Below are 22,855 nucleotides of genomic sequence, written 5' to 3' on the forward strand. Positions count from 1 at the left end.
AAAGATATTTCAGAAAGTAGGACTCTTCATGATCCGCCATTACTTATAGAGTACTCCCGCCCCGCGACGGTGGTCAAGCCGTTTCGTCACCGAAGCATACTAGGGGTTTCTACTAGGGGGTTTCTACCTGCCGGTGAGGCTCTAGCTAAGGGGCAAGTAGCCTCACCGACAGGTAGGTTTTTTCGGGTTAGGACTCCCCGAGCAGCGCAAGCGCGGCCTCTCGGGCGGCAAGCGCCTCCTCAGTGACGCGCGGGGTCACCGCCGCCAAGGCGCGCAGGCTTTTCGCCAGCACCGTGGAGCCCTTCATTTTCGGCTCCAGGACGGCGGGAATCTCAACCGGTGTGCCGTACAGTTCGGCAAGCTCCACCGCAAGCTTCACGATGGGAGCACCTTGCCTCACCTGCGGAACTAACGGAAGGATTTGGCGCACCGTCTGGAAGACAGACCACCCCGCCAAAGGGCTCAGCGAAGCGGCATCGTTCAACGTCTGCACCAGACGATTCACCCCAAACCAGCCGTGTTCCAGAAGGTACCCAAGTTCACTGGCGAAAAGGTGCGCATCCCAGTTGCCGCGGTCAATGAGGGAGGCAATCGTCTCCGCCGTCAACGCGCGACGCTCCGGGGCGTACACTACAGAAGCCCACGCCAGGAAGTTATACGACGGCACACCCAGAGCACGCTCCACCGCACCGAGCGTCTGCATAACCTCCTCAAAACCGTGAAGACGAGAGAACTGATACACGCTCAGCAGCGGCTTATACTGCGCCGCCAGAAGGTCCGGGTTGTGGCGCATCGCCCAGGCGTACCAGCCGCATACTAGGGCAACAGACGGCACCTCGGCATGTTCCAGGGAACGCCCCGGATACTCCACACAGGCACCAGCCACCGCGTATGCCGCCGCCGTGAACGTACTCCGCTCCGTGGCTAGCTCCTCCCCCGGCACCTGCCACAGCTCATAGGTGGAATCATTCACCTCATACTCGCCGTGCAGAACCTTCGGAAACGCCTCACGGTACGACTTGAAACGAATCACCGTACGCTCAAAAGAACGCTCCACCGCAGGTAGCGGCTCAGTCAGCAGAGGCGCAAAGCCCTGCCCAGCCGCGCCCTCGCTACTATAGGGCTGATCCCCGAACGCAACGCGAAGCTGCTCGTGGAACAGCGCCGTCGGCGACCGGTACGCCCAATATTCGCTCCCCTTGCGCGGGTACCCCTTGAAGTGAAAATCAGCACCCTGAAAACGGCCCGTGTGCTCGGCAAGTGCCGCTTGCGGGTCAGGGTCTGCGGCGTGTATATGCTGGACCAGCAACCGGTAGGCGAGGTAGCGCAATTGGTCGCAAACGTCATGCCAGGTACGGCTCAGGTAACGACTCAGATGCTTCTGAAAAGCGGGACTGAACTCAATGACTCGCCCCTCCTGATGCGCCCGGTGCAGGTAGCTCAGCAACGCCGGGATGCGGCGGACAGACTGCTCCCTCTCGTTGAGGTGGTAGAGGGCGAACAGCAGCTCTTCGCAGTCCCGGTCGTTACGAATAGCATCCCGGGTAGCTTCGGAGGCGCGCCCAGCCTGGGGCGCCGCGTTGAGGGCGGCGTTCACCTCCGAGGCTGAGAGCCCAAGGGCAGGGACATCCGGAATCTGCACACTACGGGGCAGCTGATCTGAGGCAGACTGGGTGGAGGCGAGCTGAGCCGAGCCAGGCTGAATCGAACTAGGCTGTGCAGGCACGGTGTCAGGGCACAGCTTCTGGGCGCGATCGCGCAGCTCCAGAGGAAGAACCTCCACAGCATCCTGCGCGTAAACAGACACCTCCCCGGCACATTCCGGCACCGCCCGAACACTCAACTCAAGCACCTTCAAACCGGCAGTCATCAGCTTCTTCTCACGCCGGAACAGCAACTGCGCGGCGGCAGGTAGCGCCTCCGCCACCAGGGTTTGAAGCTCACCAGCAGTCAGCGGCAGCAGACCGGCAGGGGCAGAACCGCCAGATGGCGCGCAGACCTGCAGAACACTCTGCAGCATCTGCGCACCCACAGCAGCCGTGGTCGCCACCGGCGAAGCCAACAACGCCGGAATCAGCGCACCGTGCCGAGCATAGGATTGCGCCTGACCCACCAAAGCCTGCTTACGTTCAGCACCGCGCAGCCCCTTCGGAACCGCCGTCAGAGCCTCAAAGGCACGCGAGAAAACGCGGGCGTTCTGCGGCGCATAATCACGTAGCAACGCCTGAACGCACTCCTGCTCAATCCGGGCTCGATACTGCGGAAAACGCTCCGCCAAATACACCAGCAAATCATGACCGCAAATAGTCAGCTGCGCATCATAAATAAACCAGAGTGCTAGACCATTCGAGGGCATGGCGCCCTCCACGGTAAACAGCGCCCAGATTTTTTCCCAGTGTTCTGGATGCTCCCTGAAAAACTCGGCAATCACCTCATCATCCATAGAGCGCATGGAACGACCCGGCACGATACGCCACAGGAACTCCTGCAGGTATTCGGCGCTCCACGCAGGCGCCGCAGGATGCACGCCTTCAGGCACAGTATTAGGCACCGCTCTCACCCAGTAGCGCAAGCGCGGCCTCGCGGGCGGCAAGCGCCTCCTCAGTCACGCGCGGGGTCACCGCAGCCAGGGCGCGTAGTGCTTTCGCCAGCACCGTGGAGCCTTTCATTTTCGGCTCCAGGACGGCGGGGATCTCAACCGGCGTGCCGTACAGCTCGGCAAGCTCCACCGCCAGGCGCACATAGTCGCCGCCCTTAGTCAGCTCACCGACCATCGGCAACAGCAGGCGCAGAACCTGCAGCACACGCCAACCCGCCAGAACACCGATAGACGACACCTCACGCAGGGTCGCCACCAGGCGGTTAGGAAGAACCATCCCGTCCTCCAGAGCCCACTTCAGGGTCTCTGCGAAGGTGGATGCATCCAGCAGGCCCGCCTCAAAGAGCGCCGCAATGGCTTCTGCCGCCGCCAGACGGTACTCGGGGTTCTTCGCGCTCGCCACGTAACCGAGCAGAGTGCAGGTCGGGGCGCCCACCTGCACGGTGGACTCCCTCAGCGCGCGCATCAGCACGGGAACGGGGGTTACAGTCTTCTCCTCAACACACTGCGAAGCGGCGAACAGGAAGTATGCCGAGAGCAGGTCCGGGTTGTTCTGAAGCAGCCAGGAGGACCACTCGGTGAGTGCCGGGAGGAAGTCACCCAGCCAGCTGTCAACCCTGTCGAGATTCAGCAGATATACGAAGGGAATCAAGGCGGTGTTAAGAGCCTCGTAGGCTATGACCTCCTCGGGGCTCATGCCAGCGGTTGCACGGCTCAGCGCCTCGCGCGCCTCATCTGCGGTATCCACGATGTCGCCCTTGACCTGCCACATGGGCTGGTACTTCACGAATTCCTCAACGTTAAAGTTTTCGAAGCCTGCCTCGCGGAGACGACCCGACCTGCTGGCCTCCTGGTATTCCCAGACCCGTTCATTGTCGAGACCACGGTTGAAGCCGCTCCAGGGCATATCCATGCCAGAAACAGTGCGATAAGTCCAGTCGCTGTAGGTCAGCTGACGGGCGGGTAGCGGGGCGCTCAGCAGACGCACCGTGCGTCCTTCCGTGTGGTACTCTCCCCCGGCGGCGACGGCACGCATCTGCTCACGGAAGATCTCATAGAGGTCGCGGTATCCCTTCAACGGCTTGTAGTCAGCATTCCAGAGATGGTGTTTATTCTGAATAGTCAGACGTATCATCTCTTCCTTGCTCAGGAGCGCGTTACTCGGGCGAGCTCGTGCAACCATCTCACTACGGTCGGAATACTGCAGGAGCGGCGTCAGCTCGGGTAGCTCCCATGACTCGTATCCCGCAGCCTCGGCGTTAGCTTCCAACACGGCGCAGAGCGCAGGCATGTACGCGACGTTGTTGTAGCTGTAATGGTCAGCAATTTTGCGCAGGGTACGAAGCTGCTGCTGTTCCGCCGGTGCCAGCTTGTCGGTCGCGGCAAAGTGGTAAAGACGCGCCAGGTTCTCTCCTCGGGTGCTGGGAGATTCGTCCCCGGTAATTCGACCCGAGGTGGTGTTCGACTCTTCCGTAATGAGGGTGCAGAACTCTTCCAAATTTGCGATGGATGCGACGGGTTCTCGGTGCTCAACGCCGGGCAACAGCACCGGCGGCACCTCTACGGAGGCGCCCGCCGCCTCCGCCTCTTCGGCCTGGGGCAGGCGGTCTTCGGGCAGGCAGGCTTCCGCGGCACCGCGCAGTTCCAGGGGTAGCACCTCGTAGGCTTCGAGGACGCGGTCAGCAACGTAGTTGGCGAGCGCCAGCTGCTCGGCGGTTTGCGCCTTCTTGCGCTTGGCTTTACTCAAACCAGCGTACTGGGTGGCGATGAGCTTGAGCAGGCGCAGGGCGCCGCGCTGAATCTTCTTTTCGGTGCGGTAGAGGTTCGCGCCGAGTGCGTCGATGAGCTGTTCCAGGTCGACCTGTTCGAGGGGCTGCAGGTCGGGGGTCTTCTGCAGGGCGGCGGGTGCGCAGGCTTTGAGGACGTTCTGCAGCATGGTCTGCGCGAACCCGACGGAGGCGCTGGGCTCCGCAGTGAGAACAGCCATGAGCTGCCCGAATCGTGCCCGATTTTCTGCGTCGGTGGGTTGCAGGTCCGTGTAGACGGAGTGGAACGCAGCCGAGTTGAAGGCACTGAAATCGCTGGTCAGGCCGCGTAGCAGGACGTCCAGAATCTCGTCACGAATATCGAAGTATTCGCCCATGAGGCGGCAGAGTTCCGCGCTTTCGCCCATGTGGTTGCCGTAGCCCTTGAAGAGTACCCCCTCGGTGCGGAAGACCGCCCAGAATTCCTGGTCGAGCAGGGTCATGTCGCGGGTGAAGAAGGTCTTGAGCTGGGCGTGGTTGCTGGCGCTTCCCTTCTTCACGCAGGGCAGGGCCTCGTGCAGGAAAAGAACCAGGTATTCGGGGGCCTCGCAGCTCAGGTTGCGGGCGCGAAGCAGCGTATAGCAGGTTTCCCAAATTTTCTTCGAGCGCGCCCAGGAGTTGGGCAACCCCTCAATGAAACGCAGAATCCACTCGTCGGGTCGTTCGGTGGCGCCGAGCAGGAACGCATCAATCAGCTGCTGATCCGGGCGCCCCTCCCAGAGCAGGGTGCGCATGGCGCGACCGGCGGAACGGTGGTATTCCCAAGGGTCGCCGTCGGGGGTGCGCACGAGCGCCCCGGCAACGTAGGCGGCAAGCGGGGTGCGGTTGATGTGGTCGCTACCGATGACGCTCTTGGGGGTGAGGGTTCGGGCGAGGGAGGCGCGCTCCTCCTCGGTAGCGCCGGTGATGACGGCATGGTATTCCTGCACGTCAGTTGATTCTGCCGCCATGAGGGCTTTGAGAGCGGCACGGCGCTCTTCGAGGGTGCGCTCACCTGCGCTGTGCTCGTTAGGGTTATGCGGCTGGGCGGTATCAGTCATCGGTACCTGCTTTCGGAGTTGATGGTGAATGGTTGTGAAGAGTTGAACGGAAGTGTCGAATGGGAGCCGGTTGAGCGGTTAGCCCTGCACCTGGTTGAGGATATTCCGGGCGTACCGCGCTTTCTGCGAAGAACCGGTCAGCGTGCCCAACCAGGCACGCAGCGGCTCATCCACAAGCTGTGCACGGGTGGCAGGGTCGAGAGTCGCCAACGCCTGGCTGAAGGCACCCAGCAGCTTACCGAGCGAGTTTGCCCCGGTATCCAGGTGCGGTATGAGGCGCGCGAAGAAGCGCACCGCCGCCCGCGCATCCAGCTGGGCGAAGTCGGTGAGGGCGAGCGCCCAACGGTTCAGCATCGCCAGTGGCACAAAGTTCACGAAACCTGCGGTGGCATCCTCAAGGCTGAGTTGGTCGTCCAGCACGCGGTGCATGATTTCCACGGCGAGGGAACGAATCTCGACGCGCTGCTCCGAGAAGCCCGCGGCAAACACGAAGGCGCAGGCAGGACCCCACGCGCCGGGGTGCGCCGCCAACGCCAAATACAGGCTCCGGTCAAAGGCGCTGTGGTCCAAGCTGTACCAGTTGCTGCCGGCGCAGTAGTATGCCAGCGGTTCTGCCCGCGAGGGGTAGAGCAGGGCGTACTGTCCTTCTTCGTCGTGGTGGGCGGTGGCGAGTCCGCGGAAAGCGTTCAGCTCGGGGCTGGAAGCGCCGTGCGCCACCCCGTTCAGCTGAAGGCCCCAGCTTTTCTCCCTCTGGGATACCGTGATGGATTCCAGGTAGGGGTTGACGCGCCCGGTGGCGAGGGTGCCGTCAAGGGCGGAGCGGAGCACACGAATCTGGGTAGGTGCAGAGCGCGGAGCGTCCTGCCCAGCGTTCTTCACGTATTGCTCTTCGAGGCTTTCAAGCAGGGTCAGCGCCTCAGCGCGGCGGTGCTCAGCATCCTGGCGCTGCTCGTCGGTAGCGTACGGAGGCAGTACCTCCGGCATGCGCACACGCAGTAGCGCCGCCGTGAAATCCTGGCGCAGGATGGTGGCTCCATCAGCCAGGTTCTTGGCGTACCGGCGCACCAGGGTATCCGGATGCACCCACCCGCCGAACAGCTCAGGGGCGGCGAGCGGGGTGTAGCTCTGCCTGCTCTGCAGCGCACCGAGGGCATCCTTGAATCCGGTGCTGAAGAACGCGGCGTGGCGGGAGTACATGGTGTGCAGGTTCGGCACCGTACCGGGGTCTTCCTTCGGGGTCATCTCCGATGCCTTCGGGCGCTCACGCAGCTTCCCGGCGGCGGCAAGAACCGTCAAATGCGCGCGCATGTCGAACCATGTCAAACCCCAGTGGTTCAGCTTTTTCAGGCAGATAGGAACCAGCTGTTCGAGCAGTTTGGGGCTCTGCGCGACGCCGTCGGCGCTGAGCAGGTAGGCGGTGAGCAGTTCCAGTTCCAGCTCGCATCCGGCGTGCGTTTCGGGTTGGTCTGCTTCGCTGAGCGTATCGGGGGTAGCGCAGGGCGCGACCTGATGGTGCAGGAGCGCGCGGGCGCGTTCTTGCACGTCAGATGCGGTAACGGGGCGCACGGGGATGTCCCAGTACCGGTGGATTACGGCGCGGGAGGCGGCGAGCGCCTCCGCGGCGGCAGCCTCAATGTCAGCAGCTTCAGTGAGGGCTGCGTCTTCCGTACCGCTCCCCTGGCTATTCTCCGGGCTGTACCCATCTTCGAGGAGCGGCGAACCCTGAATCTGCGCCACAACCAGCGGATCGAGCTGGGGTCGGTAGTCGCGGTAGAGTTCGCGGGCACGCTCGGCAAACACGACAGCGTCGGCGCTCGCATCATCTGCGGCGCCCGCCTGCACCCATCCTTCGAGGTGGTTGAGGGCGGCAGCCTGCACCTGCGCGTGGGTGTGGCTGAGCGCCATGACCACGGCGTCTTCGCAGGCGGCAGCGTCGAGGGTGCCCGCCCGGTACAGCGCTTGGAGCATGGTCAGGATTTTGAGTGCGTTTGCTTTGGTTCCGGCGCATACGGCGGGTGCCGCGTAGGCGAAGGCGATAGCATCCAGCACCTGCGGGTTTTTGCTCCAGAGGCGGTGAATATGCTGCACACCAAGGGTCACGCTCGGGCCGATGGGTGAGGAGAACAGCGTCAGAAATTCGCTCTGACGTGCCGCGATTTCTTCGGCGGTGAGTTTGAGCCCGGTGACCAGGCGTGAGAACCAGCCGACCCGGTACGCCGGGAAGTCGCTCATGAGGGAGCTCAGGAGTGCGTCAATGAGGCGGTCACGGCTAATCAGCCCGGTTTCGGTGGCTTCGATGAGGGCGCAGGACCAGCCGGGGTTGTTGACCTTCTGCCCGGGCTTGTAGGAGTCGCGCTGGGTGAGGGATACGTCCCGGTTACCTTCGACGGCGAGCATGCCCCAGATGAGTTCTTCGCGGAGCTGTTCGTCCTCGCGCAGCAGCGGGAGGATCAGCTCGCGGTCGCAGTTGATGAGGGCGGTGTAGTATTCCTCGTTGTGTTCGAGGACCGCCCCACCGTAGAGCTCAGCTAGGCGCATGGCAACGCCTCCGGTGAACCAGCCAAACTCTGCGTAGGCTTTAACGCGGTCCTGCGTGACGGTTCCGGGCGTGTTTTTACCGAGCTGGGAGCCGTAGGGGGTGGTGACAATGTCGAAGTACTGCCAGCGGCGGTAAATCTGTTCGAGGGTGCCGCCGACCGCCAGGATGTTGGCGAGGTTGCGGTTGAAGTGCATGATGTCGCTCCAGGTTTTCTGCTGCCTGGTGAGCGGGTAAATGACTTCGCCGGGGAGCGGCTCGGTGATGACACCTTCGGGGAAGGTGTGCGTTTCGGGGCGTTTGCTCATGATGGTCTTTCGGAAGGAAGCTGAAGCGAGCTTTTGGGGCGTCGTCTTTTAGTGCGGTGCGTGGTGTGTCTAGCCGGCGGCGTGTTCGCGGTAGAGAATACTGACCGCCAGCGCGTGCTTGCAGGGGCCGCGCGTACCGCGGTACTTCAACCACCAGGGGCAGGAGCAGAGGTACCCCTCCACGGCGTACGGGTCGGCGGGCAGCACCACGGTGTACGTATTTGCGCCGCTACGCACACTGTACTCGCCAGTACCGTGCTCTCCCGCACCGACCCGCTCAATAGCGCCGGAGTCGGCGAGCTTTTTCGCGCCGACCAGGCGCGGGTGCATGGCGGTCAGCGCCTCGGGATGCACGGGTAGCGGGCGGTGGAAATACTCGCCAGCGTGCGCGTCAAAACCAACCTGGCCGGAGGAAGCCAGCAGGGCGAGGGCGTCGCGGGTTGCCGCCTCGTCCAGGCCTGCGCGGGCAGACATGACGGGCACATCAATGCGCGGCTCGAAGGAAAGCAGCACGCTAAGCATGTCAGCGTTCTGGGCGGTGTTCGGGTTAGACAGTGCCTGCAGCACGGATCCCTCACCGGAGAACCCGCGTGACTTTTCGGGGCTCAAACCGATGCTCAGGCGTGCGCCGGGCAGGTGCGCCACCCACACGCTGGGTACGGGCGCGTTACCGGCGCTCACGGGCTCACTGTACGCGTCCAGGCGCTGAATGTGGCGGATGAGCGGTTCAAGCACGCGCAGACGCTCGGGGCCCGCCACGCATACGGATCCGGCGGTGGCGCGGGTGGCGAGGCGCAGGGAGCGCACGGCGCGGGTCGCCCACAGGACCGCCTTGGTGCTGGAGTTGCGCGGTAGGGAGTGGATGAAGGTGCGGGCGGCGGCAGCGTCCAGGCTGTGCACGGGGCTCATGCGGGATGAGAGCATCTGCGTTTCCGCAAAGCCTTTGAGCCAACGGATCGGCAGCGGTACCTTTTCTTCCATGACGGAGCCGTCAAGGGTGGTGGTGAGCAGCCCGTCATCGCCGACGTTCAGGTGGATGGGCTCCCCTGCCCTGAGGGAGGCGAGCGCGGCGCGCAGGGGCGGGTTGACGTCTACGTTGGTGACGCCTACGGCGCTGTGGCTGGCGTCGAGTGCGCTGGAGTCAACGTCGAGGCGCGCGTACACTCCGCAGCAGGCGCTGAAGGATTCGAAGCGTAGGCCTTCGGCGGTGCTGGTGACGACTGGGTCTGCGGCGCGTAGGGCTCCGGCGAGGGAGCTGGGCGGCACGTAGAAGCGGGTGCGGGCGACCCTGGCGACGACCAGTAGTGCGGTGGCGTAGACGTCTGCTCGTTCGAGGAAACCGGAGAAGAAGTACGGGTGGGAGGCGGCGCCTTCGGGGGTGCTGCCGCCGCTGGTGGCGAGGCTGAGCGCGCGGGAGTCGGCGCCGTCGATGAGGGCTGACGGGGCGGTGTACGTGTAGTCGAGGGTGTAGGCGCTCATGGCTTCTTTGCCTTTCGTATGTGGTGTATACGTCCTATCATGCCGTAAAGATTCGCGTCCCGCTACCGCTTTCGTCATTGCCGTTTAGTGCATAAAAAATCCCCGGCATTCTCGGTTGAGAAGTGCCGGGGAGAAGCTCTATCCGTTCACCCGTGAAGGTGGGTTCAGGCTAGACCACAATCTGGCCGTTGAAGCGCATTGCCAGGCCGTACAGGACCACTGCGATAACCCAGATGACGATCACGGTGACGGTCAGGCGGATCAGGTTCTTGGACGCCATACCGGAGGAGTTCAGGGAGTTGGTCATACCGCCGCCGAACATGTCGGAGAGGCCGCCGCCCTGACCGCGGTTGAGCAGCACAAGCATCACTGCGATCACGCTGGTGATGGCGATGATGACCATGAGTACGTTCATGATGACGTCCATGGGGACCTTCCTTCGTTGTCTTCTGGTGGGGTGCCTGGGCTGCGGGGCGCAGACAGACGGGTTTAACTATACGCTACAGCCGCCATTCGGTCACGTTGAGGCGGCTTTTTACGCGGCGCGGTTGCTGCGGCGCTGGTATTCGCTGGGGGTCAGCTGCAGTGCGGCGGGTCGGTCGGTGAGCACACGCTGGGCGGTGAGTTCGTCGCCTTCGGTGTCGTAGGCGCGCACGTACCCGCCGTCGATGAGGTAGTAGGTGAACTGCTGCGCGGCTGCCCAGTAGGCGCCTCCTTCAGCGTAGAAGCCCTGGTCTACCCAGTCGCGCAGGGTGAGGGTCACGGGGATTTCCGGTGAGGAGGTGCGGCTGTAGAGCTGGTCGAGGAATGCTTCTCGGCGGCTCTCGAAGTACTGGTATTCGGGCGAGGGTTCCTGGTATTCTGCGCCGCCTGCGTAGCCGATGTTGCCGCCGTCGTTGCCGGGTAGGCGCGGGGCACTCACTTTGCGGTTGCGCAGGTAGCTGTAGAGGATCATGCCGACGAGGGCTGCGATGACCAGGGAAAAACCAAAGCTGAACATGCCGTTAAGTGTACGGGGCGAACCGCGGGGTCGGCGTATTCTGGGCGGGTTTTGCGGTTAGGGGCGAACGCGCCTGCCTCATACACCCGGCTCTTACGCCCGCCGCTAACTCGGTGGCGGAAATGGTTCAGCGCCCGGTCGGATGGGTACCCGCCGGGCGCTGTAACGCTATGAGACGCTGTGGTGCGTCGGGGTTTTATGCGTCGAAGCGCGCGATTGCTGCGAACTCGTCAGCCTGCAGGGATGCGCCGCCGACGAGCACGCCGTCCACGTCTTCCTTGCCCATGATGGAGGGTGCGGAGGAGGACTTGACGGAGCCGCCGTAGAGAACGCGGACCTTCTCTGCAACGTCTGCGGAGTAGAGCTTAGCGATTTCTGCGCGGATTGCTGCGGACATTTCCTGTGCGTCGTCTGCGGTTGCGACCTTGCCGGTGCCGATTGCCCAGACGGGCTCGTATGCGATGACGAGGGTTTCTGCCTGCTCTGCGGTCAGACCTGCGATGGAGCCGCGCAGCTGCTCGAGGGTGTACTCGACGTGGGTGCCTGCTTCGCGGATTTCGAGGGGCTCACCGACGCAGAGGACGGGGGTCAGGCCGTGCTTGTATGCTGCCTGGACCTTTGCTGCGCACAGCTCGTCGCTTTCGTGGTGGTAGGTGCGGCGCTCGGAGTGGCCGACGAGTACGAAGGTTGCGCCGAGCTTGGAGAGGAATGCGCCGGAGATTTCGCCGGTGTATGCGCCGGAGTCGTGGACGGAGAGGTCCTGGCCGCCGTAGAGGATGTCCAGCTTGTCGCCTTCGACGAGGGTCTGCACGGAGCGGATGTCGGTGAAGGGCGGGAAGACGGCTACTTCGGTTGCGGAGAAGTTGAAGTTTGCGTCGTCGAGGGTCCATGCGAGCTTCTGGACGAGGGTGACTGCCTCTGCGTGGTTGAGGTTCATCTTCCAGTTGCCTGCGATGAGGGGCTTACGCGACATAGTTCGCTCCTTAGCTTTCCCGCGCGGTATGCCGGGCGGGGTTGTTGTTCGGAATTTTCCTTTTCTATTTTAGAGGGTTGGCGGCATATTTTCACTGGTTCGGCGCGGTTTTATGCTGTGCCTTGACTATTCTCACCCCGCGTTCGCTGATTGCGCGGAACCCCGGATACGAAGTACCGGCAGGGTGGAGCTTAGGGGCTCTACCCTGCCGGTATTCTGCCGGTGGTGTTTGTCTGCGGTGTGTTAGTACCTGCCGCCGTTGAGAGCGGACAGCAGAAAAGAAAAGGTAATGGCGATAATGATTGCTTCGAGTGCCATCACTCGTGCGCATAAGCCGAGGGACTGTGCCCAGGGCATCTTACGGGTGGCGATTGCTTCGGTAATCCAGGTGACGAGTGCACAGTATGCGAAGGCGATACACACCCAGATAATGATGCTCGCAATAATCAGCAGGGGCGCGTTAGGCCCTGTCGTGTACGTCAGGTATAGCGACATTAGAGGTATCCCGCCGATAGACACTCCAAGGGGAACCGCAACCAGGAGGCAGATAAGCGAGTAGAGGCCCATGCGCTTAGGCTCTGCGGGCGCGGGTGCTACCGCCTCGGCGGGAGCTGCGGATGCGGTGCTTGCTAGAGCCGGGTCATGCTCGGGGCTTTGGAGGGCGGTTGCGGTAGGTACTGCAGTAGCTTCTACCGTGGTGCTTTCTGTGGCATTGTTCTCCGGCAAGGGGCTGCCCTGCATGGTGCTAGCCTGCGCGGGCGCGCTGGGGTTCTGGGGTGACTGTTCCATATGTCTCCTAGTGTGGTTGGTGTGGTTATCGGTGATGTCGTGCGGTTACCGGGAAGGTGGGTTCTTATACCTCTAGCCCTTCGAGGGAGAATCCCGGAGGGTACAGCGGCGTGGCGTCCTTATCGTCTTCCACCAGCACCCAGCGGCCGCGCAGGTGCTCCGCACAGAGGAAAGCGTACTCTTCCTCACCGGTCTTCAAGAACTTATCGATGGGTAACTTCTCCCCCGTTTGGGGCACGTAGAAGACAGCCTCATCACGAATACGTCGCCTTGCCTGGTATCTCAATATCTGCCGACCATTCTTACTGCGGTCATTAATACCGGCGGTGGTAACCTGCAGGCGGTACACATCCTGACCGGCGATAAGCCAGCCGCGATTTTCCCGGTACAGCCGAAGAAGCTCGGGAGAAATGATCTCTTCGGGGTTGATCACTTCAGAGAGCGGCTTGGTATCTCCGGTGTAGTAGAAATAGTTCAGGGCGGCATAAAAGTACGCCTGAAAAATATAGAAACCACCGCGGTTATACTCATTCATTCCCGGCTGCAGAACGGGGTAGGGCACATTCTGGGCTGCATGCTCTTCAGTGGCGGGTACGTACCTGCCGTTGCGCTCGTAGGCGGTGTAGACCATAAACCCCGCTGCGCTTCCACGGTCTACGTAACCAGCATCAAACTTCTCATCAGGTTCTAGAGCGATTAGTGCCCTATCCCATTTAAGAAGACGCATTTCCTGTTTTTCCTCATTGGTGGCGAGGATACCGGCCTGTCGACCGACGATGAGAGCGCCGAGGGTGCCAACGCCTGCTATTGCGAGGGCACGACGAGAAAAACGGGGCTTCCGTGACTCCGACTGATGAGCAAGTAGCTGACCAGAAGATACCGGATGAGCTTCCTGGGAGGAATTCTGCTGGGCGCTCGTCTCCTGTTCCTTACGTTGGGGTCCCATGGTTATACCTCCTTTTCGGGGATGAAGTGAATATCCCATCCGGGATCGAGGAAACGCGAGCGCAGGGTACCGTAGATTGCTCCGTCGCGAAGGAGTCCGCGCGTGTCGAATTCGGTGATGGGCTGTAGCTGCCCGGTGTCTTTCCGGAAGACTTTTGCTTCGGGAAGGATGTCGAATTTGACGTTCCAGTCGAAGATTTTTTGTTCTTCGTTGTGGATGCGCGGTTGTGCTTCGAGAATGTGCATGGTCAAGATTTGTTGGTTGGGGGTGATGACCCACCCTTTTCCGTCGTCAAAGATATCTTGGATGGCGGGGAAGAATAGTTCTTCGGCGGTCATTGCATATTCGAGGCGACGCGAATCGGATGCCAAAAGCATATAGTTTTGGCATTGATAATAGTAGATATTATAGAATTCCAAATCAGCGGACGTTAGAAATTTAGTAAACGTGTAGGTGTAGTCTGGCGGCGGCGCAGAATATGCAGGGTGCTGCTGGTCTGCTGGGGTATAAATTCCAATCATGTCAGTATCGACAAGATGGTATGCTCCCCTATAGTCCTCTTGGTTGAAGAATTTTTTAGTCCACTCCGGGTCGACACTCATTTCCTCTCCTTCCTAAAATATATCTCTTATTACCTAATGCTATTTTGAATTCACGAATCTATTTCGTGTATCCAGCAACAGAAACACCCTTGGGCAACAAAAGGTCACCTTGCAGATTTTCGTCAACGCTTACCCAGCGTCCGTCCAAAAACTCGCCGTAGAAATCTATAGTCGGGTGGCGGTCAGTATGAAACATATCCCGAAAATACTTCACTTCACCGGTATCGCGGTACACAAAATAGGCGTCTCCATATATCGACAATTCCGTCTGCAGCTTGTATATTTTTCGTCCCTGAATCTCTCGGCTACCGTATCCGTGAGTTTCCACCATATACGATTCAATTTCTTGATCCGAAACAATCCACCCCTGGTTATTGGCTATAAATTCGTACACATTGGGAAAGATAACTTTCTCGGGGTCAACAATCTTTGCTAGGGGTTCAAGATCACCGGTCAAATACCCGTAGTTCTTGGCAGCGTTATAGTAGGCGAAGAACAAGTACATACCTGAAATATCGTATGTATTCATCTTCTCGCGGATAACTGGGTAGGGTACATTCTGTGCGGGTGCCTCACGGGTTGCGGGAACGTAGAGACCGTCCTTGCGGTATGCGGTGTACACCAGCCGACCAGATAGACCTGCTGCAGTATTCTTGTAGCTTTCCTCTGCAATTGTTGTTGCAGGCTCGGCGGCGGCTAGTGCTTGGTTTCGCTTCCATGAGGCATCTTCTTGCGCGATTCGCTCGTTTAGCGAAGCTTTCCAGTTTGAGCCAGCCACATACAGACCCGATGCTGCGGCAGTGCCTACTACAGCAGATCCCAGTAACAGGGCACGACGAGAGATTTTGGGGTTCTTTTTCTGCTCTGATGGGTTATTGCCGGTTGAGGATTCCCGAAGAGCAGGAGTGTTATTGTTTTCCTTCACTGTTTTCCTTTCCTTTAGTTCCCCTGCACTGGGCCATATGTGGGGGTAAAGTTGACTTCCCACTTGGGGTCCAGGAATCGACACACCATAGTTCCGTAGATGGACCCACCTGTAACAATGTTGCGAGTGTCAAAATCAGTAATCGGGTAGAGCTTTTTCTCCCCCACGATAAAGACTTTCGCCTCTGGTTTCAGGTCGTATCGAACGTTAATTTCGCATACGTGATTTGCTTCATCCACAATACGGGGCTGAGGTTCAAGAATCGTGAAATTAAGAATTCGCTGGTTCGGGGTAATGACCCAGCCACTAGCGTTGTCGTAGAGCTCTTGGATGGTGGGGAAGAACAATCCGCCTAACATATTTTCAAGATGAAGTCGTCGCGAGTCTCCGGATAGAAGCATATAGTTCTGATAATTTGCATAATAAGTGACCGCGATATTCATGGAAGAAGCCGTCATATTACGCTCATATGTGCTGTTGTAGTATGGCGGCGGCGCAGCGTATGCGGGATGTTCTTCCGTTGCCGGTTCATATATGCCGATATTAAATACATTTTTCGGATCATTGATTGCCTCGCGGTAATCATAATCGTCATGGAATGGTTTTGCGTAGGCATTGTGCTTCGGAGAAGCGCTAGCTGTTGCCGAAGGGGTTTCTTTTGATTTATTATCTTTGGTTTTTGGCGTGGATGAGCAGGCACTCAAAGTTAAGACGCTGCCAACGCCAAGCACGCCCTTCATAAAACCTCTACGAGAGCTACGAAAAATCATAATCACTCCTATTTATCCTTAATAGTGAAAATAATGCATAATAAGCCTATTTTATTTCTTAGTCAGTTCATACATTGCCCGGTCTTTAGCGCTAACATAAGAAGTATTTGTGCCAGTGTAAACACCATCTTTCAGATCACTCTTTCCGTCTTCATGCTTAACAGAATACTGATCCGCATCAGCTATATCCACCGCCGGAGCCTTCGCATGCTTAACGTATTCCTCAGTAGCATTGACATACTCAGTCATCGCATGAGCCTCAATCCAAGGAATAAGATTTTCCCCTTCTCCCTGACGCGCAACAAAGTAGGTCCGATCCGCTGGATCATATAGGCGCGCATCGCGACGACTAGGAACAAACCCAGGCACAGCATCATTGGGATTGATCACCTCGGCATAAATAAATTCATTTTGAAGTTCAGGATTCTTAGCTCCAAGATTCATATTGGGAGCACCGTATGTCACGACGTTAGACACCTTATATTTACTATTAAATTCCTTATTATTAGCCAACGAGTAAGCTACAGCTCCACCCTGAGAGTGACCAACCATCACAACTCGGTCTGCACCCTGAAGCCCGGCCTGTTTCATCGCTTCTTCAACCATCCGATGGTACGGAGACAAATCATGAATAGGCTTATCCGTTGAGTTTGCAGACAAACCCAAGTTATTGCCTACACTGCCAATTTCTCCATTCTTTCCAAAATCAGAAAAATCTGTACCAGGTATATACACATACGCCACTTTCTCTTCTTTTCCACCTACATTTTTAGTATATACATCGATTTGAATAGCGGAATACTTTCGACCACTTTCTCGCTCAATATCCTTTACCCTCTGATTATCATTTACTTCATTAAGTCGTTTCGCAACCTGATTAATATCACGCGGAGGAACAGAGGGAGGATTAGTATATGCAGACATATCTCGTTTCACATTGAGGCTCTCAATACTAGGATGCGCAACATAATCACGATATCCCTTGATTCCCGTCACCATTTCTAGAATATATATTTGGATGTTCCAATCTAGTTCTATCCCAAAACTAGAAAGAATTTTAAAAATACCCAAAAGTGATCCAAAATTTTCTTTTCTTTGAAGTAAAGGTTTACGAATTTCCTGTGGAGTCACTGGACGCAAACCCCACGGGTCAGCCAGAGAAATAGGGTTCCAGCCCACAAACGAATTCACGTCCGCACCGTGCACAATACCCGGAACCGAGCTCAAAGCGTCAGTGGACACAAAACGGCGCACGCTAGCGTCAGCCACACGGAAGCCCATGAAGTCAAGGCCAGCAACATTGACAGAAGAAGCTGCCGGACCAGCACTAACCATGCCAAGACCAGGAACAGTAGGAACAGCAACTACGTCGCTCTCCCACGGGTTAGAAGACATAGACCACCCCAAGCCATAGCCCAGTTCCTCCGCAGAAGACATATTCTCCAGCACAGAACCAGCACTCATTCCGCCCACGCCCAATACCATAGGCGTTGATGAGACAGCGTCCCATGCCAAAGGCGTAGAAGCACCGGGGACATCAACCGTGGTGCTTGTATATACAGAGGCAAGCTCACCAGTCATGTCATGGTGCAGCAACCATTCTTCATCACCCTGGCGAATAGCGTTCACCTGCCCCATGGCATCCCAGCCAAGGGCACGCTCACGGCGCTGCCCGGTCAGCTCGTCCGTGGTCACCTCACGGACGCGCTCACCGGCAGCGTTATAGAAATACTCAGTTCGAGAACGATTCTGAACAGTCCCATAGGCACCATACTGTGCCTCAGAAACAGCGCTGAGTAGACCAACTGAATTATGGCTGAAGGCGCGTTCCAGAAGCAGGGCGTTATTTCCCTGCTCACAATTGCGCTTATACAATGCCTCGGCGACCATCATGCCGTTTTCGTAGGTCCAGGTTCGCTCCTGAACACCATCCGATACAGAGATAAGAGCGCCGGAAGCATCATAACGATACTTCATAGTGCGCACCTCAGAGTTATTTTCTGCATCTTCAAGAGTGCAGACAGCAACCCGAGAAGAAGTATCACGTTCCACACTGGCGGCGAACATGCTCATAGTTGCAGCACCGTTTCCCGCTCCTCGGGCGCCGTTACGCTCTACCTTGTACCCAACGGGAATGTTCTTAACAGGATCAAGTTCCCACATGGCATGAGTATCATCTGTACTCATCGAGGTCAAAGCACCACATGAAGCATGGGTAAATTCCATCTCCCTGATGCGAGCAAAAACGTCCTTAGACTGAGTATGGCGCACTCGACCCGCACCGTCACGCATCCAGTGGACTGAACCGTACGGGTTGCTACTCATTACCAGAACACCATCTGCATCGTAGGTATAGTTCAGCGTATATTCACCGCGCTGCTTAAACGCTTGCAAGGCATGGAGAGTACGCTGGTTCGCATCTGGGACGCGAAGAATACCGGTGGTGTGGTCAGCAATAGACACCGTACTTGAGATGCGCTTCATGCTCATATCACTGTGGGGTACGCGAGTACGGCTCAGCAACCTACCAGATGCAGAGTACTCATAAATGTGCTCTGCCTTTGCATCATTTACCGAAACCTTCAACGTGCCCTGCTGAGAGCCACGTCCACTCATCAAGGAATATTCAAAAGTTCCCTGAACTTCACCATCAACCGTGACTGAGCGGAGTACACCACCACAAGCGTAATCGTACTCAAACGAACGGATACGTTCGCCGTCATTCATCGTCAGAAGACGGCCTGCAGCATCGTAAGAGAAAGTACGTACGAGAGAGTCTGCCGCACTTTCAACCGTAAAACTTGTACCCGAGCGTTCTTCACGCAGAAGACGTCCTGCCGCATCCCATTCGTAGCTCGTTACGATACCCGCAGGCGTAATCCAGCGCAGAGGACGTGCGAGGGCATCATACTCACAGCGGGAGGTGCCACCCAAAGCGTCTTCAACGCTAACAAGGCGACCTGCCGCATCGTATGAGAAAGAACGGGTACCTTCAACGCTATCTTCAATACGCGCAATAAGTCCACGTGAAGTGTAGCTGTAGCAGGTAACCTTCTCCCCCGTATCTTCTTTAATGCGTCGACCAGCAGCATCGTAGGTGTACTGCACAAGACGCAACGAGGCAGTTGAAGTATCTGCAGAATCCCTAATGGTCTTCTCTAACAAACGACCTGCGAGATCGTAAGTAAAGATAGTCTCCAGGTAACCCTCATCAGCATCGAGCTCGCTCGTTTTCTTGAGGGTTTTCTGGCTGGTACAACGGCCCGCCGCGTCATATTCAAAGAAAGTCTCTCGACCAGCTGCACTGATGCTACGACTCATACGTCCCTGAGCATCGTACTCGAAGCTAATTGCCCCGCCATCGGCAGAGCTAATCTGAGCAATCTGACCGTGAGTGTTATATCCAGCCTGCGCAGAGCTATCAGATGAAGAGTTGAGAAGGATAGAGGCATCCGGCATGTTCAGCTTAGGAACGGGCACCCCAAAGAGAGCCGCCATATCCTGGCGGTTCTCAAACATCGTCATAACAGACGGAAGATGAGCAGCAGTAAGGGCGCTATCGCCTCGCGATACGTTATCGCGGGAACCCAAAATAGTGGGAACACGAAGTTCCGGCTGCACCAAGCTCCACGACGCCCAAGGACCCGCAGGACGCTCAGAAGGCTGCTTACCTGCTGAAGCAAGCCCCGCAAGAGAAGAGTTAGAGCGCAAAGATCCAGCGGGACCCAGACCCGGCACCATATTCATCAGAGAATTTGATGCAGAGACAACTCGTCCCAGGGCATCGGTTACAACGGCGTAGTTACCAGGCGCGCCCTCAACTCGCATTGAATACTCACCGTGAGAGCGCGAGTGGGTAATGCTCAAAGCTACACCAGTAGCGTCCACCATGCGACTCAGGTCGCCAGTTAGAGAATATTCGTACTCGGTACGAGCCCCACAGGGGTCAACGATAGCGACGAGCTGCGAGAGTTCGTCGTATTCATAATGGGTCCGGGCTCCTGCGGCATCAGTTATGGAGATAACGTTGCCCCAAGTGTCGCGTTCGACACTGGTTCGATTACCCATAGGGTCAATCACAGCGCTTAGGTGACCAGCTGAGTATTCAAAAGTAGTGATGTTACCTTCAGGGTCGGTCAGCGCTGTCAGGTGCTGCTCGGAGGTCGGCGTAGCGTTCTGAGCTGCTTCTGCATAAGACAAACCCCAACGAGCACCCACCGCATCGACCACCGTGCTGAGTCGCCCACTCGCATCCCACTCAAAATACTGGGTATTGCCGAGAGGATTAGTTACTGAGCTCAGGTTGCCAGCAACATCATACGAATACTGCGTTTGCGCACCGCTAGAGTCCGTGGAGCTCAGAAGCTGTCCACGGTCATTGTAGGTAAAGTGCTGTTTGAATCCTGATTCATCAGTGACGGCGGTGCAATGACCGGCGTTGTCCCATTCAAGATAAGTTGTATTGCCTCCGTTACGGGTAATAGTCAGGGGGTTAGGGTCCAGCGGATTCTGGGAGTAGGTATAGCGCGTTTCGGTGAGGGTGCCTGCACGCCGATTCTTATTCATAATTCGGTGGGCAATCATACGGTCGTACTCATCCCACGTATAACGGTGGACTGCACCTTCCGGAGTATTTTCCGAGACAAGGCGAGCGCGTTCATCGTAGCTACGATGAGTCACAGATCCGTCACGCTCGCAGATATAGGTGCGGTAACCGTAGGAGTTGTATCGCATGGACTGGCGGCTTCCGTCACCAGCCACAAGGGAAACAAGCTGACCGTGTTCGTTTGAGCGCCAAATATTAGCGTGCTCACCGGTTCCGGAATCTTCAATCACGGTCATTAGACCGTGCTCATAGCGGTAGCTAATATTTCGACCATGCTCGGTCTTCTGGGCTACGATGCGACCGTCAGCGTCATAGCTATTCTCAACCTCGCAATATCCCGTTTCATTCCAGACACGGTGGATGAGGTTATCTTCCGTCTGTTCATAACGGCGGGTACCATCAGGTCGCTGAACTTCACAAAGTACGCCAGCAGAATTGTAAATATAGCGCGCATCGTTCAGCTGGCTTTCGACCTGTCCTGATGAATGTTTTTCAGAGGAACCTTCATTGAAGTTATTCAGAGACGCAGCAGATACAAAATCCTGTGCGTCATAGCTGACAACAATGCCCTGCGCGCTAAGAGGCTGAATCAAAGCACTCGGTCGCTGAGCTACGAATTCCCCATCAGCATTAGCCTTTGGGCCACGGTTGTAAAGAGCAACTACAACTGAGCTGGGGTGCCCCTCCATGAAAGCAACCAATTCACCCGAAGGAGCGTACAAATAACGGCTACCAGAATGGTTAGTAACTGACCAGTAGTAGGTGGGTTCAGGCGATTCTGCTACTTCAAAAGATGTCGGCAGTAGACGATGGGCAGACTTGACCGCTTTATTCACAGCAGAGTATAGGGCGCGATAAAGCGCCTCTTGCCCTTCTGTATTTTCTTCGAAGGGCGCAGAGGCTGATTCCACATTATGTGTAGGTGCCTCGTCTAGAGCCGACTCGGTTACCTTCTCCAACCAGTAAGGAGCATTGGGAGTCCGGGCATACCCGCTAGCCGAGTTCATATCACGTTCAAAGACGAGTTCACGACCGTCGGCAGTGTGCCATGAGATGCTGTCAGAGTTTTGCTCAAGCCGGCTATCCAGCATGCTTGACCAGCCCTTACCAAAAGCGCCACGAGGGGTATTCGGGAGAGCAGCGAGAACACTGTTGTAGGTGCGCTCAAGACGCAACACAGGGTTTACACGAGAGCGAAGGTCAACTTCGCTTTCAATGAAGTTACCGGTTGCAACGTTGACGGGGTCATTTGCGTAGCCAGATGAGATATTTACACCGGTAATACTCATTCCAGGAACCTGCAGTAGGTGATGCATGGGAATATCATCATGCATCAGCTCATTCAGAAGGTTCATGTCGAGGCTAACTTGAGCCTTTGCTCCAGGCCCGGAAAGATCAACAGAACCCTCCACCGAAGCACTAGTGAGATTGCCATAAGTTGCAGCATCAAGCATTACCTGAGCAACTTTTCCTAGCCAGGTAGCATCTTCATACACATCTTCAATCCAGGTGTGCAACGCAGCAATCAAAGAATCAGCGTTAAAAGTTCCCCACGAAGTATTCGAACGGAACTGAGCATAGGTGGACGCGACGCGATGTTGTGCCTGGCCAAGTTCAGCATTCATAGAAAAAGTAATCTGACCATACTGATACACATTATGTGGAATGATAGAAACTGTGGAACCAGCAGAGGCAATTGCAGCACGGGTATTCACACGTTGAGTACCCCGAGCGGAGGAGTTTTCCTCCGCCAAACGACCAAGAGTGCTCTGAGAGGCTCCCGAAGATACAGCGCTTCCCTGACCACCGGTAAGGGGGTCAACTACAGGGCGGGGCGTGTAGACCTCAAAACGAGGGGGTAGCGCAGGCATAGGCTGAGGAGGAATCTCGATGTTGAGATCAGGGATATCAACGTTATAAGCACCTTGCTTTTGAAGGTCAAACTCGAATTCACGAGCTTTTTGTTTACGTTCTTTTAGCTCTTCCCATTTAGTAATCTCTTGGCGGATCTGCTCTTCCTCGTGGGCAGCACGAATATAAGTCTCCATATTACGGGCAGCGGTGCTAAAGCACTCTTTAAACTCGCGCAATAGCGCAAACGACGAGGCAAGCTTTGCGGCATATACTCGTGCGTAGCCGCCAGTAAAGCCCAGCAGAGCGAACTGAGCTGCCCCACTTGTACCATCGGCGCCATAGCGAGCAGGAAGCTGATGCTCGATTACTTGAGTTAGATGCGTCAAATGTGTTTTGAGAGCCTCGGCGCTCTCAAAGTCAAAAGGAACAGCTTCAGTGTTAGCGTGGACGTTACCCACGTCTTCAGGCATAGGCTGGACGTTATCCATATATTCACTTCCGGAAGTTGATGTGACAGTGAACGAGCTTCCTCGCCCACATTCGTTGCATGTGTGTTCCCTCTCGGTGACAGTGAGAATCACACACCCTTCAAGGTAACACACGCACGTTCTGCACACGAACTC

Annotated in this window: 13 protein-coding genes; all 13 read right to left on the bottom strand. The window is 57.2% G+C overall.

The annotated features are described in order from the left end of the window. Window positions 1-187: 187 nt before the first annotated feature. Complete coding sequence (locus HMPREF2999_RS07870) at window positions 188-2,551, bottom strand: DUF7825 domain-containing protein (protein WP_070676857.1); 2,364 nt, start codon at window positions 2,549-2,551, stop codon at window positions 188-190. Next, window positions 2,544-5,444 carry an endonuclease gene (locus HMPREF2999_RS07875; protein WP_070676296.1) on the bottom strand — a complete coding sequence of 967 codons (2,901 nt, stop codon included), beginning with the start codon at window positions 5,442-5,444 and terminating at the stop codon, window positions 2,544-2,546. The genes HMPREF2999_RS07870 and HMPREF2999_RS07875 overlap by 8 nt, the downstream gene beginning before the upstream one ends. 78 nt (window positions 5,445-5,522) lie before the next feature. Beyond that, window positions 5,523-8,288: a DUF6493 family protein gene (locus HMPREF2999_RS07880; protein WP_070676294.1), complete on the bottom strand. Its 2,766-nt coding sequence runs from the start codon at window positions 8,286-8,288 to the stop codon at window positions 5,523-5,525. A 69-nt stretch (window positions 8,289-8,357) separates the two neighbouring features. Then, window positions 8,358-9,767 carry an SWIM zinc finger family protein gene (locus HMPREF2999_RS07885; protein ID WP_070600183.1) on the bottom strand — a complete coding sequence of 470 codons (1,410 nt, stop codon included), beginning with the start codon at window positions 9,765-9,767 and terminating at the stop codon, window positions 8,358-8,360. 169 nt (window positions 9,768-9,936) lie between these two features. After that, the gene (secG, locus tag HMPREF2999_RS07890) at window positions 9,937-10,194 is read right to left on the bottom strand and encodes a preprotein translocase subunit SecG (RefSeq protein ID WP_005506130.1); all 258 of its coding nucleotides are present in this window, start codon (window positions 10,192-10,194) and stop codon (window positions 9,937-9,939) included. Between the two features lie 108 nt (window positions 10,195-10,302). Next, window positions 10,303-10,767: a hypothetical protein gene (locus HMPREF2999_RS07895; protein WP_044143857.1), complete on the bottom strand. Its 465-nt coding sequence runs from the start codon at window positions 10,765-10,767 to the stop codon at window positions 10,303-10,305. Window positions 10,768-10,963: 196 nt separating this feature from the next. After that, window positions 10,964-11,740 (bottom strand): triose-phosphate isomerase, encoded by a 777-nt coding sequence (gene tpiA, locus HMPREF2999_RS07900; protein ID WP_005509126.1) that lies wholly within the window; start codon window positions 11,738-11,740, stop codon window positions 10,964-10,966. 243 nt (window positions 11,741-11,983) lie between these two features. After that, window positions 11,984-12,529 (bottom strand): hypothetical protein, encoded by a 546-nt coding sequence (locus tag HMPREF2999_RS07905; RefSeq protein ID WP_070676292.1) that lies wholly within the window; start codon window positions 12,527-12,529, stop codon window positions 11,984-11,986. Between the two features lie 64 nt (window positions 12,530-12,593). Then, window positions 12,594-13,475 carry a DUF6318 family protein gene (locus tag HMPREF2999_RS07910; protein WP_070676290.1) on the bottom strand — a complete coding sequence of 294 codons (882 nt, stop codon included), beginning with the start codon at window positions 13,473-13,475 and terminating at the stop codon, window positions 12,594-12,596. A gap of 2 nt (window positions 13,476-13,477) precedes the next feature. Next, a complete protein-coding gene (locus HMPREF2999_RS07915; RefSeq protein ID WP_070676288.1) occupies window positions 13,478-14,077 on the bottom strand; it encodes a DUF6318 family protein in 600 nt (199 codons plus the stop codon). Between the two features lie 58 nt (window positions 14,078-14,135). Next, window positions 14,136-15,002 (bottom strand): DUF6318 family protein, encoded by an 867-nt coding sequence (locus tag HMPREF2999_RS07920; RefSeq protein WP_049341304.1) that lies wholly within the window; start codon window positions 15,000-15,002, stop codon window positions 14,136-14,138. A gap of 14 nt (window positions 15,003-15,016) precedes the next feature. After that, window positions 15,017-15,772, bottom strand: coding sequence for a DUF6318 family protein (locus tag HMPREF2999_RS07925; protein WP_083315095.1), 756 nt, complete (start codon window positions 15,770-15,772; stop codon window positions 15,017-15,019). Between the two features lie 51 nt (window positions 15,773-15,823). Beyond that, a complete protein-coding gene (locus HMPREF2999_RS07930) occupies window positions 15,824-22,720 on the bottom strand; it encodes a DUF6531 domain-containing protein (RefSeq protein WP_246823100.1) in 6,897 nt (2,298 codons plus the stop codon). Window positions 22,721-22,855 lie beyond the last annotated feature (135 nt).

The organism is Rothia sp. HMSC066H02, assembly GCF_001814995.1.
Classification (GTDB): domain Bacteria; phylum Actinomycetota; class Actinomycetes; order Actinomycetales; family Micrococcaceae; genus Rothia; species Rothia mucilaginosa.

What these genes read in the sequence shown, in the direction of transcription:
- HMPREF2999_RS07875 (WP_070676296.1), bottom strand. Translation starts at nt 5,444, where the DNA reads ATGACTGATACCGCCCAGCCGCATAACCCTAACGAGCACAGCGCAGGT.
- HMPREF2999_RS07880 (WP_070676294.1), bottom strand. Translation starts at nt 8,288, where the DNA reads ATGAGCAAACGCCCCGAAACGCACACCTTCCCCGAAGGTGTCATCACC.
- HMPREF2999_RS07925 (WP_083315095.1), bottom strand. Translation starts at nt 15,772, where the DNA reads ATGATTTTTCGTAGCTCTCGTAGAGGTTTTATGAAGGGCGTGCTTGGC.
- tpiA (WP_005509126.1), bottom strand. Translation starts at nt 11,740, where the DNA reads ATGTCGCGTAAGCCCCTCATCGCAGGCAACTGGAAGATGAACCTCAAC.
- HMPREF2999_RS07910 (WP_070676290.1), bottom strand. Translation starts at nt 13,475, where the DNA reads ATGGGACCCCAACGTAAGGAACAGGAGACGAGCGCCCAGCAGAATTCC.
- HMPREF2999_RS07905 (WP_070676292.1), bottom strand. Translation starts at nt 12,529, where the DNA reads ATGGAACAGTCACCCCAGAACCCCAGCGCGCCCGCGCAGGCTAGCACC.
- secG (WP_005506130.1), bottom strand. Translation starts at nt 10,194, where the DNA reads ATGGACGTCATCATGAACGTACTCATGGTCATCATCGCCATCACCAGC.
- HMPREF2999_RS07895 (WP_044143857.1), bottom strand. Translation starts at nt 10,767, where the DNA reads ATGTTCAGCTTTGGTTTTTCCCTGGTCATCGCAGCCCTCGTCGGCATG.
- HMPREF2999_RS07915 (WP_070676288.1), bottom strand. Translation starts at nt 14,077, where the DNA reads ATGAGTGTCGACCCGGAGTGGACTAAAAAATTCTTCAACCAAGAGGAC.
- HMPREF2999_RS07930 (WP_246823100.1), bottom strand. Translation starts at nt 22,720, where the DNA reads ATGGATAACGTCCAGCCTATGCCTGAAGACGTGGGTAACGTCCACGCT.
- HMPREF2999_RS07885 (WP_070600183.1), bottom strand. Translation starts at nt 9,767, where the DNA reads ATGAGCGCCTACACCCTCGACTACACGTACACCGCCCCGTCAGCCCTC.